The 14514-nt window shown below is 73.8% G+C and carries 13 protein-coding genes; 10 read left to right on the plus strand and 3 right to left on the minus strand.

Annotated elements, in window-relative coordinates; translation table 11 throughout:
- Window positions 1–154: 154 nt before the first annotated feature.
- Window positions 155–661: a PaaI family thioesterase gene (locus AB0C15_RS23340; protein WP_357355126.1), complete on the minus strand. Its 507-nt coding sequence runs from the start codon at window positions 659–661 to the stop codon at window positions 155–157.
- Between the two features lie 55 nt (window positions 662–716).
- Here AB0C15_RS23340 and AB0C15_RS23345 point away from each other — a divergent pair, with 55 nt between their 5' ends.
- Together AB0C15_RS23345 and AB0C15_RS23350 are read left to right on the plus strand one after the other, a co-directional pair.
- Window positions 717–1193, plus strand: a complete 477-nt coding sequence (locus AB0C15_RS23345) for a helix-turn-helix domain-containing protein (protein ID WP_357355128.1) — start codon at window positions 717–719, stop codon at window positions 1191–1193.
- Window positions 1194–1528: 335 nt separating this feature from the next.
- Entirely contained in the window at window positions 1529–2575 is a 1047-nt protein-coding gene (locus tag AB0C15_RS23350; protein WP_357355130.1) for a S1 family peptidase, read from the plus strand.
- Between the two features lie 59 nt (window positions 2576–2634).
- Here AB0C15_RS23350 and AB0C15_RS23355 read toward each other — a convergent pair whose 3' ends face one another.
- Complete coding sequence (locus AB0C15_RS23355; protein ID WP_357355132.1) at window positions 2635–3360, minus strand: DUF998 domain-containing protein; 726 nt, start codon at window positions 3358–3360, stop codon at window positions 2635–2637.
- A gap of 138 nt (window positions 3361–3498) precedes the next feature.
- Here AB0C15_RS23355 and aspS point away from each other — a divergent pair, with 138 nt between their 5' ends.
- The 4 genes from aspS (at window position 3499) to AB0C15_RS23375 (ending at window position 8186) form a co-directional block, all read left to right on the plus strand.
- Window positions 3499–5304, plus strand: a complete 1806-nt coding sequence (gene aspS / locus AB0C15_RS23360) for an aspartate--tRNA ligase (RefSeq protein ID WP_357355134.1) — start codon at window positions 3499–3501, stop codon at window positions 5302–5304.
- A 114-nt stretch (window positions 5305–5418) separates the two neighbouring features.
- Window positions 5419–6231 carry a sugar nucleotide-binding protein gene (locus AB0C15_RS23365; protein ID WP_357355136.1) on the plus strand — a complete coding sequence of 271 codons (813 nt, stop codon included), beginning with the start codon at window positions 5419–5421 and terminating at the stop codon, window positions 6229–6231.
- Between the two features lie 63 nt (window positions 6232–6294).
- On the plus strand, window positions 6295–6903 hold the full coding sequence (locus AB0C15_RS23370; RefSeq protein ID WP_357355138.1) for a helix-turn-helix domain-containing protein: 609 nt from the start codon (window positions 6295–6297) through the stop codon (window positions 6901–6903).
- Window positions 6900–8186 (plus strand): MFS transporter, encoded by a 1287-nt coding sequence (locus tag AB0C15_RS23375; protein ID WP_357355140.1) that lies wholly within the window; start codon window positions 6900–6902, stop codon window positions 8184–8186. Before AB0C15_RS23370 ends, AB0C15_RS23375 begins: the two co-directional genes overlap by 4 nt.
- Window positions 8187–8226: 40 nt before the next feature.
- Here the strand turns inward: AB0C15_RS23375 and AB0C15_RS23380 are convergent, their stop codons facing one another.
- On the minus strand, window positions 8227–8967 hold the full coding sequence (locus AB0C15_RS23380) for a GNAT family N-acetyltransferase (RefSeq protein WP_357355142.1): 741 nt from the start codon (window positions 8965–8967) through the stop codon (window positions 8227–8229).
- Between the two features lie 129 nt (window positions 8968–9096).
- Here AB0C15_RS23380 and AB0C15_RS23385 point away from each other — a divergent pair, with 129 nt between their 5' ends.
- The 4 genes from AB0C15_RS23385 (at window position 9097) to AB0C15_RS23400 (ending at window position 14499) form a co-directional block, all read left to right on the plus strand.
- Complete coding sequence (locus AB0C15_RS23385; RefSeq protein WP_334506565.1) at window positions 9097–9309, plus strand: hypothetical protein; 213 nt, start codon at window positions 9097–9099, stop codon at window positions 9307–9309.
- A gap of 74 nt (window positions 9310–9383) precedes the next feature.
- Entirely contained in the window at window positions 9384–10925 is a 1542-nt protein-coding gene (locus tag AB0C15_RS23390; RefSeq protein ID WP_357355145.1) for a replication-associated recombination protein A, read from the plus strand.
- 2264 nt (window positions 10926–13189) lie between these two features.
- On the plus strand, window positions 13190–13885 hold the full coding sequence (locus AB0C15_RS23395) for a hypothetical protein (RefSeq protein ID WP_357355312.1): 696 nt from the start codon (window positions 13190–13192) through the stop codon (window positions 13883–13885).
- Between the two features lie 149 nt (window positions 13886–14034).
- On the plus strand, window positions 14035–14499 hold the full coding sequence (locus AB0C15_RS23400) for a DUF948 domain-containing protein (protein ID WP_357355147.1): 465 nt from the start codon (window positions 14035–14037) through the stop codon (window positions 14497–14499).
- Window positions 14500–14514 lie beyond the last annotated feature (15 nt).

Genomic DNA, 14514 nt, shown 5'->3' on the forward strand with positions numbered 1-14514 from the left:
CCCACCCCCACCCCACCCCCACCCCCCGCGCTCGTGTGTTGACCGAGAGGTTTCGGTCACGGGAAGCCGGATTCTTGACGCAAACCTCTTGATCAACCGGCTTGGGCCGGGCCGGTGGCCCGGGGGAGGGGTTGGGTTGGGGTTGGGGGAGGGGTCAGGGGAGGGGGAGGAGGAGGCAGGTGCTGGTGGCGTGGGCTATCAGGCGGGCGGTGGCGTCGGTGAGGCGGGCCTCGGCCAGGGCCGTCCGGCGGCCACGTTGCAGCACCGTGCCCTCGCAGCGCAGGGTGCCGCTGTCGACGGTGACCGGGCGGAGGAACTTCACGTTGAGGTCCAGCGAGGTGTAGCCCACCCCGGCGGGGAGCGTGGTGTGCACCGCGCAGGCGGCCGCGGTGTCGAGCAGGGTGGAGAGCACGCCACCGTGGACGCTGCCGAGCGGGTTGTAGTGGAACTCCTGCGGGGTCAGCTCGACGACGACCCGGCCCTCGTCGGCTTCCATCCGGGCCATGTCGAGGAGCTGCATGACCGGCGGCGCGGCCAGTTCACCGGCGATCATCGCCCGGAGCATGTCCAGGCCGCTGCGTCGACCGATCTGGGCGGCGTTCACCGATGGGTCGGCCCAGGTGAAGGTACGGCTGCGCACTGGTTCCTGCGTCTGCGTCATGGACGCAGCCTGGCAGCAGGTTGCTGAGTCTGTCAATGAGACCTAGCCTGGTCGGATGCGACCCGCGGCTCTGGACTGGTCAGTGGAGAACTGCACCATCGCCCGTGCGATGGAGGTCCTCGGTGAGCGGTGGACGCTCGTGGTCCTCCGCGAGGTCTTCACCGGCGTACGCCGCTTCGACGACATGCGGGTACGCACCGGCATCCCCCGTCAGGTGCTGACCAACCGGCTCGCCACCCTGGTGGAGCAGGGCGTGCTGAGTCGCGAGCCGTACCGGGAGCCCGGCAGCCGGCTGCGCCACGAGTACCGGCTCACGGAGAAGGGCCTGGATCTGTGGCCGGTGCTTGTCGCCGTCCTCGGTTGGGGCGACAGGTACCTCGCCGACGCGGAAGGCCCACCCCTGCGCGTCACACACCGCGACTGCGGCGCCGAGGTGCACGCCGAACTGCGCTGCGCCGACGGGCACGACGTGGTCGGACCGCGCGACGTGGTGCCCAGTCCGGGCCCCGGCGCCCGTCGCCGCACCCCTTGACGCAAGGCACCCCCCGAAGCGCAAAGCCCGCCGCCGCGCCGCGCCGCGCCGCAACGCCCGCCGCCGCGCCGCGCCGCAAGACATCGATGATCGTACGCGCCAAAACGCTGATCCGCTGTCGTTGGGTGTGACGGTGCCTGTTCACCAGCGTGTCGAGGGTGTTGCGGCCGTGCGGCCGGCCAAGATCGGCAAATTCGGGCGAATCCAAGCCTTGTCAATGATCTTAAGTATGTGAATACTTCTGTCTCATCCGGCCAGTTTCCCCAGATCGGCCGGGTTGCCCTCGGGTCAGCCGCCCCCGGCAAGACCCGCTCCCCCGCCCAGGAGGTTGTTACATGCGACCCACGAGGTCCTCACTCCGTGTTGCGGCTACAGTCGCCGTTTCCGGATCCCTGGTCGTCGGCTCGCTTGTCGGCGCGCCCGCTCAGGCCGCGCCCGCTGCGTCCCCCGACGCCGCCGCCGCGATCTCGGCGGAACTCGGCGACCGCTCCGCCGGCTCGTACATCGACGCCAGCGGCAAGTCCGTCGTCACGGTGACCGACGCGGCCGCCGCGAGCAAGGCGAGCAAGGCCGGCGCCGTCGTCCGGTACGTCACCCGCGGCGCCGCCGAGCTCAACCGGGCCACGGCCGACCTGGAGCGTTCCGCCAAGATCCCGGGCACCGCCTGGTGGAGCGACCCGGTCACCAACCAGGTCGTCGTCTCCGTCGACAGCACCGTCACCGGGGCCAAGCTGGAGCGGGTCAAGGCCGCCGCCGCGCGGGCCAACGGCGCGGTCCGGGTCGAGGCCGAGGCGGGCGTGCTGAGCACCCGGATCTCCGGTGGCCAGGCCATCTACGCCGGCGGGGGTGGGCGCTGCTCGCTCGGCTTCAACGTGCGCAGTGGCAGCACCTACTCGTTCCTGACGGCCGGGCACTGCACCAACATCTCGGCCAGCTGGTACTCGAACTCCGCCCAGACCGCGCTGCTCGGCAGCCGTACCGGCACCAGCTTCCCGGGTAACGACTACGGCATCGTGCGGCACAACAACTCGGCCAACGCGGCCGGCAACGTCTCGCTCTACAACGGCAGCTTCCGCGACATCACCGCCGCCGGCAACGCCTCCGTCGGTCAGGCGGTGCAGCGCTCCGGCAGCACCACCGGCCTGCGCAGCGGCTCGGTGACCGCGACCAACGCCACGGTGAACTACGCCGAGGGTTCGGTCTCCGGTCTGATCCGTACCAACGTCTGCGCCGAGCCGGGCGACAGCGGCGGCTCGCTGTTCGCCAACACCACCGCCCTGGGCCTGACCTCCGGCGGCAGTGGCAACTGCCGCACCGGCGGTACGACCTTCTTCCAGCCGGTCACCGAGGCGCTGAGCCGCTACGGCGTCAGCGTCTTCTGATCCACGCACCGTTCGCGGGCCGCCGGGACAACCCGGCGGCCCGCGTCGCGTACGGCGACTCAGGGCAGCCGGTCGGGGCCGGGCCCGCTCGGTGGTCCGAGTGGATCCGGAGGTACGACGCCGATGGTCGGCAGGTCCGGGCCGACGCGTACGGTGCCGCCGGTGGACCAGGCGAGGTGCGCCCGTCGGGCGGAGACGACGGCCAGCAGCGGCCAGAGCGACACCGCCACCGCCGTCACCCGCTCGGCCAGCCCGGTGCGGGACCCACTCGTCACCTCGAACGCGCACCAGCCGAAGAGCGCCAACAGCACCAGCGTGGCGCTCAGGCCCACCGCCCGGCGGAACGCCCAGGGCGGCTCCGGTCGGCCGGGGTGCTCGGTGGCGTGACCACGCGGCAGCCGCAGTGCCGAGCCGGCCGGCCAGAGCGCCAGCGCCAGGACGGCCACCGTCGCCGCGATGCCGTGGCTGAGTGAGCCGCCGACCGGCGGTCGGGGAAACGCGACGAGCGCGATGGTGGCCACCCCACCGATGGCGAGCAGGAATCGGCTGGGTAGCCCGGCCGCGTGCAGGACGGCGGCGACCGACAGGTAGCAGCAGCCGAGCAGCACCAGGGCCACCACCATGATCCAGGCGTCGGTGGCGTCCTGCCCCGCCAACTCGCTGATGGTGTCCCGGACCGGGTCGTACCCGACGGGCTGTCGGGCCTGGGCGACCGTCCAACCGCCCACCAGCAGCACGGGTGCCGCCGCCGCCGTGGCGACGGCCCAGTTCGGTACGGCGCGCATTTCGTCACGTTAACCGGGGAGACGGCCGGTTGAGTCGGGTTCGCCAGGTGCGGCCGACCCGACGGGTGCCCGGAGGTGGGGCGGCAACCCCTGACAGAATGCGGGTGAGGACTGTTCCACGATGAGGAGTTGCCAGCCGTGATCCGTACCCACAATGCCGGAAGCCTGCGCGCCGCGGACGCCGGCTCGACGGTGACGCTCGCCGGCTGGGTGGCCCGCCGCCGCGACCACGGCGGGGTCATCTTCGTCGACCTGCGCGACGGTTCCGGTGTTGTCCAGGTGGTGTTCCGCGAGGAGGATGCGCACGCGCTGCGCAACGAGTTCTGCGTGAAGGTCGTCGGCGAGGTGACCCGCCGCCCGGCCGGCAACGAGAACCCGGAGCTGCCCACCGGCGAGGTCGAGGTGACCGTCGTCGAGTTGGAGGTGCTCTCCGAGGCGGCCCCGCTGCCGCTGCCGGTGGACGACCAGATCGAGGCCGGCGACGACATTCGACTCCGGTACCGCTACCTGGACCTGCGGCGCAGCGGCCCGGCGAACGCGCTGCGGCTGCGCTCGCGCGCCAGCCACCTCGCCCGGGGCGTGCTGCACGAGCGGGACTTCCTGGAGATCGAGACCCCGACGCTGACCCGCTCGACGCCGGAGGGCGCCCGCGACTTCCTGGTGCCGGTGCGCCTTCAGCCCGGTAGCTGGTACGCGCTGCCGCAGTCGCCGCAGCTGTTCAAGCAGCTGCTGATGGTCGGCGGCATGGAGCGGTACTACCAGATCGCCCGCTGCTACCGCGACGAGGACTTCCGGGCCGACCGGCAGCCGGAGTTCACCCAGCTCGACATCGAGATGTCGTTCGTGACCGAGGACGACGTGATCGACCTCGGCGAGGCGATCGTCTCCTCGCTCTGGAAGGACCTGGCCGGGCACGAGATCACCCGCCCGATCCCGCGGATCACCTGGCACGACGCGATGGCCCGGTACGGCTCGGACAAGCCGGACCTGCGCTACGGCGTCGAGCTGACCGAGCTGACCGAGTACCTGCGCGGCACCGAGTTCCGGGTCTTCGCCGGGGCGATCGACGCGGGCGGCTACGTCGGCGCGGTGGTGATGCCGGGCGGCGCGGCGCAGAGCCGCAAGGAGTTGGACGGCTGGCAGGACTGGGCCAAGGCGCGGGGCGCCCGTGGCCTGGCGTACGTGGTGCTGGACGCCGAGACCGGCGAGGCGCGCGGCCCGGTGGCGAAGAACCTGTCCGCCGAGCACCTGGGTGGGCTCGCCGACGCGGTCGGTGCCAAGCCGGGTGACGCGGTCTTCTTCGCCGCGAGCGCCACCACCCGCGAGGCGCAGGAGCTGCTCGGGGCGGCCCGCGTCGAGATCGCCAAGCGGTCCGGGCTGATCGACGAGAGCGCCTGGGCGTTCTGCTGGGTGGTCGACGCGCCGATGTTCGAGCGCACGGACGAGGGCGGCTGGACCGCCGTGCACCACCCGTTCACCTCGCCGAACGCCGAGTGGGTCGACCGGTTCGAGGAGGCTCCGGACCGGGCCCTGGCGTACGCGTACGACATCGTCTGCAACGGCAACGAGATCGGCGGCGGGTCGATCCGTATCCACCGCGGTGACGTGCAGAAGCGGGTCTTCGACCTGCTCGGCATCACCCCCGAGGAGGCGCAGGACAAGTTCGGCTTCCTGCTGGAGGCGTTCAAGTACGGCGCCCCGCCGCACGGCGGCATCGCCTTCGGCTGGGACCGGGTGTGCATGCTGCTCGCCGGCGCGGACTCGATCCGTGAGGTCATCGCCTTCCCGAAGACCCGGGGTGGGTTCGACCCGCTGACCAGCGCCCCCACCCCGATCACCGCCCAGCAGCGCACCGAGGCCGGCATCGACGCCAAGCCCAAGCCCGCCGCCACGGCCCACACCGGCACGGCCGGCCCCGCAGCCCCGGTAGCAGACCCAGTCTGACTCTTACCACCTCCCGCCCTCCCGACCCTTGCCTGGTTGATCAAGAGGTTTGCGTCATCATCGCCCCACGAGATGACGCAAACCTCTTGATCATCTGTGGGGGAGTGGGTTCTGGTGCGGCTGCTTGTTGTCGGGGGCAGCGGGTTTTTGGGGCGCGAGGTGTGTCGGCGGGGGGTCGACGCCGGATTTTCGGTGGTGGGGACGTTCCACTCCGGTGAGATCGGGGTGCCGGGAGTCGCGGCGCGACGACTGGACGTGACCGATCGGGCCGCCGTGCTCGCGCTCGTCGCCGAGGTGCGGCCGGACGCCGTGGTCGGCACCCCCTATCGGTACGGGGACTGGGCGGTCACCGCAGACGGGGCCGCGTACGTGGCGCTCGCCGCCGCCGGGGCGGGTGCCCGGCTGGTGCACGTGTCCAGCGACGCGCTGCACGCCGGACGGCCGGTGCCGTACGCCGACGACGAACCACCGACGCCGGTGCACGCGTACGGGGCCGCGAAGGCCGCCGCCGAGACCGCCGTGCGGGCTGTCGACCCGGGCGCGGCGGTGGTGCGGACCTCCCTGATCGTGGGGGAGGGCAGCAAGCAGATCCAGCTCTGCCGGGACGCGCTCGCCGGCCGGGCCATCCTGTTCAGCGACGAGCTGCGCTGCCCGGTCGACGTCACCGACCTGGCCGACGCGGTACTGGAGCTGGTCGTGTCGTCGTACGCCGGTCTGCTCAACGTGGCCGGCCCGGACGCGGTCAGCCGTGCCGAGCTGGGCCTGCTCGTCGCCGAGCACGACGGCCTGGACGCGGCGGGGTTGAAGACCAGCACAAGCGCGGCCACCGGTCTGGTCCGCCCTCTCGACGTGCGCCTCGACTCCGCCCGAGCCACCGCCCTTCTGCGCACGCGCCTGCGGGGCGTACATGAGGTTCTCGCCCGCTGATTGCTGCACACTTTCTATGCACAAGAGTTGTGCATAGAAAGTGTGCAGAGATAGTGTGCAGTCATGGCGAACGACGAAGCGACAGTGCGGCCCGCCCCGCGTGAGGTGCGCATCGACAAGCGGCAGGTCCGGGTGCTGGCCCATCCGCTGCGGATGCGGCTGGTCGGCGCCCTGCGGGTGAAGGGGCCCGCCACCGCCACCACCCTCGCCGAACTGCTGGGCACCAACACCGGCGCGACCAGCTACCACCTGCGCCAGCTCGCCGACGTCGGGCTGGTCGTCGAGGATCCCGACCGGGGCAGTGGTCGGCAGCGCTGGTGGCAGGCGGCGCACGACGTCACCAACTGGGAGCCGACCGACTTCGACGACGACCCCGACGCCCGGGCCGCGATCGAGTGGATCCAGGGGGACCAGGTGCGTCTCCTCGCCGAGACCGCCGACCGCTGGTTCGCGACCCAGCACGAGTGGTCGCCGGCCTGGCGGGACGCCTTCGGCATGAGCGACATCTTCATGACCATCCCTGCGGCCCGGCTCGAGGAACTTCAGGCGGAGGTGTGGCAGGTGCTGGAGCGGTACCACCGCGAGGCAGACGCCTCCGGCTCTGTCGACCCGGAGGCCCGCCCGGTGCAGGTCTTCCTGGCCAGTTACCCACTCCGCGAGGGCCTGTCATGAGCGCGCTGACCGTACGCCAGGTTCGGGGTCGATACCTCACGCTGTACGGCCTGCGCTGGCTGCCCACGGGTCTGATGATCCCGGTGATGATCCTGCTGATGCAGGAGCGCGGCCTGTCGCTGCCGCAGATCGGCCTGGTCGGCACGGCGCAGGGGCTGCTGGTGCTGGCGCTGGAGTTGCCCACCGGCGGCCTCGCCGATGCCCTCGGCCGTCGACCCGTGCTGCTCGCCGCCGGTGTGCTCAACCTCGTCTCCCTCGCGCTGTTCGCGGTGGCCGACTCGTTCGTGCTGTTCTTCGTGGTCTGGGCGCTGCAGGGCGTCTACCGGGCGTTGGACAGTGGCCCGTTGGAGTCCTGGTACGTCGACGCCACCCTGGCCGCCGACCCGGAGGCCGAGTACGAGCGCGGTCTCGGGTACGCGGGAACCGTCGTCGGCGGGGCGATCGGCGCCGGCGCGTTGCTCAGCGGCGGCCTCATCGCGCTCGGCCCGATCGGGCCGGTCACCGCGCTGACGGTGCCCGTGCTCGCGGCGATCCTGGCGCAGGTGATCGCCCTGGTGGCGTTGGTCGTGCTGCTTGTCGAGGAGCGGCCGGCCACCGGGTTCGCGGCCCTGCGGACCTCGGTGGTCCAGGCGCCCCGGATGATCGGCGAGGCGGTCGGGCTGCTGCGCCGCTCCCGGGTGTTGCTGGCCCTGGTGGCGGTGGAGCTGTTCTGGGGCTTCGGCATGGTCACCTTCGAGTCGCTGCTGCCGGTCCGGCTGGCCGAGGTGATCGGCAACCCGGAACGCGCCGCCGCGCTGCTCGGGCCGGCGAACTCGGCCGCCTGGCTCGCCTCGGCCGCCGGCGCGGCGCTGACCCCGCTGCTGTTGCGCTGGTTCGGCGCCGCTCCGGGCGCTGCCCTGCTGCGCATCCTGCAGGGCGTGACGGTGGTCGGGATGGGGCTGTTCGCCGGGCCGGTCGGCGTGCTGGTGGCGTACCTGGCCTGCTACGCCGTGCACGGCGCGTCCAACCCGCTGCACAGTGGGTTGTTGCACCGGCAGGTCGACGGCCCGTACCGGACCAGTGTTCTCTCGCTGAACTCGATGATGGGGCAGCCTTCGGCCGCGCTCGGCGGGGTGGTGCTCACCGCGCTCGCCGCCGCCACCAGCATCAGCACCGCGATGGTGGTCGGCGCGGTGGTGCTGGCTGTCGCCGCCCCGCTCTACCTGCCCGCCTGGCTGGCCGGCCGTCGGGCCGCCCCGGCCGTCGAGCCGACAGCGGTCCCGGTACCCGTCGCCGACCGCTGAGGTGGGGGCCCCTTGTGCGCAAGGGGCCCCCACCCGCCGGTCAGGCGAGGCGGATCGAGCTGAGCGGGAGGGTGTTGGTGAAACCGAGCCGACGGTAGAGCCGCGCCGCACCGACATTGTGCGTGTAGACGCCGAGCCCCACCATGCCGTTGCGGCTCAGCAAGGCCCGGGTCATCCCCGCGGTGAGGGCCGCGCCGAGCCCCCGACCTCGGTGGTCGGGGGCGACGGTCAGACCGGCGAGGAAGCCGATGTCACCCTGGCTGCGGTCCGCGCCGCACGCCACCAACCGGTCGCCGTCCCGGACGCCGTACCAGTCGACCACCCGTGGGTCGCCCGGGCGGGAGGTGCTGCTGGGGAACGACTCTTCCACGAGCGCCGCCAGCGCCGGCTGGTCGGCGTCGGTGAGGCGTACCACCGACCGCTCGTCCGGCTGCGTCGGCGGCGACGTGTCGGTCCAGTGGAAATCCCAGTCGCTGTGCTCGGCCACCGCCAGCCGGCCGGCCAGCAGGGCGCGGTCGTGGCGGGGCAGGTGCAGCCGCTGGCCGGGCTGGAGCACCCCGTCGGCGGCGAGCGCGACACAGATCTCCAGCACCGCCTCGGCCGGGCCGATCGCGCAGCCGGCCGGTCCGTGCTCGGGTGCGACCAGCCACAGCACGGCACCGTCCCGTCGGTACCCGCGTACCGGCACGGGCCGCCCGAGCGCGTGCCGGGCGAACGGGTGACGGCCGACAGCGCCCAGGATGGCGTCCCGGTCCGGAAGCAACTGACCTTCGATGATCATGGGCTCAGCCTAGGAGCCGGGGGTGCGACGTCCGCGCGGAGTCGCCCTGATCCACGGTGGAGATTGACGAGTCGACCGTTTGGGTACATCACGCGCCGACCTACTGGGAACCCCCACCGGAGGACCGACATGCTCGCCATTCTCGCGGCCATCGTCTTTGGCTTCGCCCTGCTTCTCGACCTGCTCGACACCAACTTCGGAGCGCCCGACCTGTTCAACTGGAACACCCTCGTACTCATCGGGTTGCTCCTGCTCTCGCTCTACCTGGCCGGCGTGGGCAGCGGCCCGCGCGGTGGTGGCGGTGGCCGCTGGTACCGGGGCCGGCGCCCCGGGCGTGGCTGACCGGAACCGATCACCGGTGGCGGGCCTGCGGCGCGATTCCGGCGTCGTGGGCCCGGCCCGGTACTGTCTTCGTGATGGAGTCCGACGCCCTCTTCTCCCTCGGTGCACCGGCCGGGTCGCGCAGCGCGCCCGACGGTCCCGCCGGTGTCGACGGCTTCACCACGGTGGCCGACGACTCACCCCTGCCCGTCCGGATGCGCCCCGCCACCCTCGATGAGTTGGTCGGGCAGGAGCACCTGCTCGCCCCCGGCGCACCCCTGCGGCAGTTGGTCTCCGGCGGGGCTCCGCTGTCGGTGATCCTCTGGGGCCCGCCGGGCAGCGGCAAGACCACCATCGCGCACCTGGTGGCCGGCGCGACCGACCGCCGCTTCGTCGCCATGTCGGCGCTCTCCGCCGGTGTGAAGGACGTGCGAGCGGTGATCGAGACGGCTCGTCGCCAGCGCCGTTCCGGCGGCCCGCAGACCGTGCTCTTCATCGACGAGGTGCACCGCTTCAGCAAGACCCAACAGGACTCGCTGCTCGCCGCCGTCGAGGACCGTACGGTCACCCTGCTTGCGGCGACCACCGAGAACCCGTACTTCTCGGTCATCTCACCGTTGCTGTCGCGGTGCGTGCTGCTCACCCTGCAACCGCTCGACGACGAGGCGGTGCGGGGCCTGCTGCGCCGCGCGGTCGCCGACAAGCGTGGCCTGGACGGGGCACTGGCCCTGACCACCGAGGCCGAGGACCACCTGGTCCGGTTGGCCGCCGGCGACGTCCGTAAGGCGCTCACCGCGCTGGAGGCGGCGGCGGCCTCCGCCGTGGCCCTCGGTGGTGGACGGATCGACCTCGCGACCGCCGAGCAGGCGGTCGACGTGGCGGCGGTGCGCTACGACCGCGACGGCGACGCCCACTACGACGTGGTCAGCGCGTTCATCAAGAGCATGCGCGGCTCGGACGTGGACGCGGCGGTGCACTGGCTGGCCCGCATGCTCGTCGCCGGCGAGGACGCCCGGTTCATCGCCCGTCGGCTGGTCATCTTCGCGAGCGAGGACGTGGGCATGGCCGACCCCTCGGCGCTCAGCGTCGCGACCGCAGCCGCGCACGCGGTCGAGTACGTCGGGCTGCCCGAAGCGCAGCTCAACCTCGCTCAGGCGGTGATCCACCTCGCCACCGCGCCCAAGTCGAACTCGGCCACCACCGCCATCGGCGCCGCGATGGCCGACGTCCGGGCCGGTCGCGGTGGCCCGGTGCCGCGGGGGTTGCGCGACGCGCACTACGCGGGCGCACGCGGGTTGGGCCACGGCACCGGCTACCGCTACCCGCACGACGACCAGCGCGGCGTGGTCACCCAGCAGTACGTCCCGGACGACCTGGTGGGCACCGACTACTACCAGCCCAGCCCGCACGGCGCGGAGCGGTCGGTGGCCAGCCGGCTGCCACTGCTGCGCCGGATCGTGCGGGGTCTGCCGGCCCCGGCCGCCCGCCCGCAGACGCCGACATCCGAGCCGTCCGTAACGGCGCAGACCGCGCCAGCGCTAATCCCGGGGGTCGCCCGTCCGACGACGGGCACCGGTGCCCCCGGCACGATGCAGCAGGACAGCGGCACCAACGCCGCAGGAGAGGGTCAACAGTGAAGTCGCGTGGTGGGGACCGGCCGGACGAGGGCCCGGACGAGCGGCGCGATCCCCGCGCCAAGACCCGCCGTTGGGGTCGCGGTCGGGCGGCTGAGCCCGAGCCGGAGGAGCCGGTAGCCGGCGAGGAGTTCGGCTGGATCGACGACCTGCGCTCGGCCAAGCAGCAACGCACCGAGCTGGGCCCGGACGGCGCACCTGCGGAGCCGAGCCGGCCCCGCGGGGGCATGCCACCGGCAGACCCGACCGGGCCGCCGCCTCCGGCCGCCCCCCGTACGCCGGCAGAGCCCGCCGGTCCGCGCGGCAGTGGACCGGAGTCCTCGGCGCCGCCGGCCGGCCGCCGCCCCGATGACCGGCCGCCCGCCGCCGGCCCCGGCGTGGTCGGGCAGCCGCCGCGCCGTGGCGTACCGCCGGTGCCCGCTGCCCGCGCCGCCGTACCACCCCAGCCGCCCACCGCCCGCCCGGGTGCCGGTGATCCGGTCGGCCCGCAGGGGCCTCGACCGGCACCGGACGCGCCAGGCGACCCGGCCCGTCCTCGCGGTGCCGCGACCCCTCCCGGCCCACCCGTCGGCCCTCCGATCGCGGGCCCCCCCGTCGGCCGTCGTCCGGACACCGCCGCCTCGGCGGTCCGTCGTCCGGACGGCGCTGTCGCGCCCGGACGTCACCACGACGCCGCACCCGGCGGGCCTGCCGACGCGATGCCGTCGGTGCGCCGTCCGGACGCGGGCCCGCCGGTGCGACGGCCCGGCCCGGAGCAGCCGGGGGAGCCCGGCCGTGCCCGTCCACCCGCCGAGGGCCCGCCGGCCGGTCGACGGGCCGCCGGCCCGACACCCGACCAGGCGCCGGTCGTCGCCGCCCCCGGGCCGACCCGCTTCGACGGCGCGCCGACCGGCGTCGTGCCGCCGCCCGCGGACGGCCTGCGGCCCGACCCCGCCATCGATCGTGACCCGCGTACCGCCCGGCGTCGCCCGGGGCCGGCCGACCCCGGCGCCCCCGAGCCCACCGGGCGGCGTGCCGCGAGTCCGCGTGCGGCAGCGGGCGGGCGTCGCCGCGCCGCGGAGCCCGACGAGCCGGTGGTGCCCCGCTCGGGCAACGCGCCTCCCGTGCCCCGCTCGGGCAACGCACCCCCCGTGCCCCGCTCGGGAGGCGCGTCGTCGGTGCCCGAGGCGACCGGCGCGCACAGCGGTGCCCTGCCCACCGCCGGCCCCGCCGACGGCACCGGTCGCCGCCGGGTCGTCTCCGACGAACAGGAACGTCGATCGGAACCGGAACGTCGGACGCCACCCGGCGGTGAACCCCGCCTGGACCGGCCGGACCGTCCGGAGCGGCCCGCGGACTGGCTCCGCCAAGCCGGCCGCCTGCCGCACACCGACCCTGGCCTGCAGGTGGTCAACCGCCGCGACGGCGGCCCGCCGACCGCAGGTCGCCGTCAGGTGCCGCCCGCCGGGCCGGCGGACCTGACCGACACGGCGTCCGGTCGGCTCGGCGTTCCGGACCCGGCCGCGGAGCGCACCGCCGCCCGCCGGCCCGCCGGTCCGCCGGTCGACCCGGGTGCGGACGCACCGGCAGGTCGTCGTGCGGTCCGGCCGGACGGGTCCGGGTCCACCGGGGAGCAGGCACTGCCCTACCCGCCGCCGGCCGCTGAGCGACCCGCCCGGGGGCGGGGCGCCGCTGCGGTTCCCCCGCCGGACCCCACCGGCCGGCGCGGCCGGGCCGTGGTAGGCCCCGGCCCGGACGCCGCGGCTCGAGGCGCCGCCCGCCCCGCCCCGCCCGGCCGGGCCCGTCCCGTCCCCGGCGACGCGCCGACGCCCGGCGCCGGGCGCGCTGGCGCTGACGGTCCCCTGCGCCCCGGTCCGGGTGTCGAGGCCGCACCCCACGACACGCCCCGCCCGGACGGTCCACCTCGTGCGGCGGTGCCGCCGGGTGTGGATGCTCCGCCGCGGTCACGTCCGGACGGTCCGGCGCGCGCCGCCGTCCGCCCGCCCGGCGCGCCACCACCCACCGACGACCGGACGTCAGGTGAACCAGGGCCGGCCGGTCCGGCCCGTGGTGCGGTGCCGGCTCGTCCTGCGCCGACCGACCGTGCCGCCGGGCGTGCCCTGCCTCCGCACCGGGAGCCCGGTCGGGCCGAGCCGAGCGGTGTCGCTCCGGTGCCACCGCCCGGCCGCGCCGGTGAGCCGGTCGGCGTGGCCCGCGCCGCGGTCGTGGTGCCGTCCGCGTCCGGCCCGGTGGACCGGCCGGCACCGGAGCCCTCCGACGTGCCGGCGCTGCGCTCGGCCGGTCAGGAGGTTCCGGACGACGACACCACGCCGGGTGCCCGTTCCGAGGAGCGCCGGCAGACCCGTGAACGACGCCGTCTACGCGCGGCGGCGTTGGTGCTGGTCAGTGTCGTGCTGCTCGGCGCGGTACCGCTCTTCTTCGGCCTCCGGACGCTGAGTCGTGACCCGGTCTTCGACAACCTGGACCAGCTCAGCGTGCCCGGCTGGGCGGCTGCGAAGACTGTCGACGACGTCAGCGGCAGCCGCTGGTGCCTGCTCGACTGCCGCCTACGTGAGCGCACGGTGACCTCGGAGAAGGCGCCCAAGGAGACGGCGCAGGTCTACGAGGACGCGCTGCGCCAGGACGGGTGGCGGCCGTGGAAGGTGAACCGCTGCCCGGAGCAGGAGACGAAGGGCAGCTACACCTGCTGGCGTCGCGACGAGCTGACCCTCGACCTGTGGGTGCGCGAGCCGACCTGTGTGCCGCCGCCGGTCGACGGTGAGCCGGCGGTGGTGCCGTCCGCCGACCCGTCGGCCGCTGCGACCGAGTGCACCGGCTCGTTGGTGTCGGTGAAGGTACGTAATGCGATCGACGACGAGCGGACCAGGCCACAGCCGACCACCGACCCGTCACTGACCGGTGAGGATCCGTTCCCCACGGTCAGTGCGGATCCGTTGGGTGAGCTGACACCCTCACCGTCGTGAGCCGGTCTCCATCACGGACGGTAGGGTCTGGGGCTGGCGGGCACGCCCGCTACCGGTGACCGCCGACGGTTCGGCGGCCGGTACGGGTGCCATGGTTGTGCGTTCCGGGGACGTCGGGTCCTGCGGAACTCTGCTTGAGGAGGACAGGCGTGGGCGACATTGGAGCGATCGCGGCGCTGATCGCGGCATCCGCGTTCGCGGTGCTGGTGCTCATCCTGACGCTGCCCATCCTGCGGCTGCGGCACACGGTTGACGCCACCACCCGCATGATCAACGACCTCAACGACCGGACCGCGCCGCTGCTCGGCGACGTGAACACCACGGTGAAGAACGTCAACACCGCGCTGGAGCAGGTGCAGGTCTCGCTCGACGGTGTGAACCTCCAGTTGGCGAAGGTCGACACCATGACCAGCCACGCGCAGAACGTCACCGCAAACGTCGCCAACCTGGCCACCGTGGTCTCCGCCGCGGCCGCCAACCCGCTGGTCAAGGTGGCCGCGTTCGGCTACGGCGTGCGGAAGGCCGCCGCCGGTCGCCGGCACGCCGAGACCGAGCGTGAGGTACGCGACACCATCAAGCAGCAGCGACGGGCCGCGCGACGCGGCAACAGCTGACCGGCCGCCGCACCA

The organism is Micromonospora sp. NPDC048835 (assembly GCF_040649995.1).
Classification (GTDB): Bacteria; Actinomycetota; Actinomycetes; order Mycobacteriales; family Micromonosporaceae; genus Micromonospora.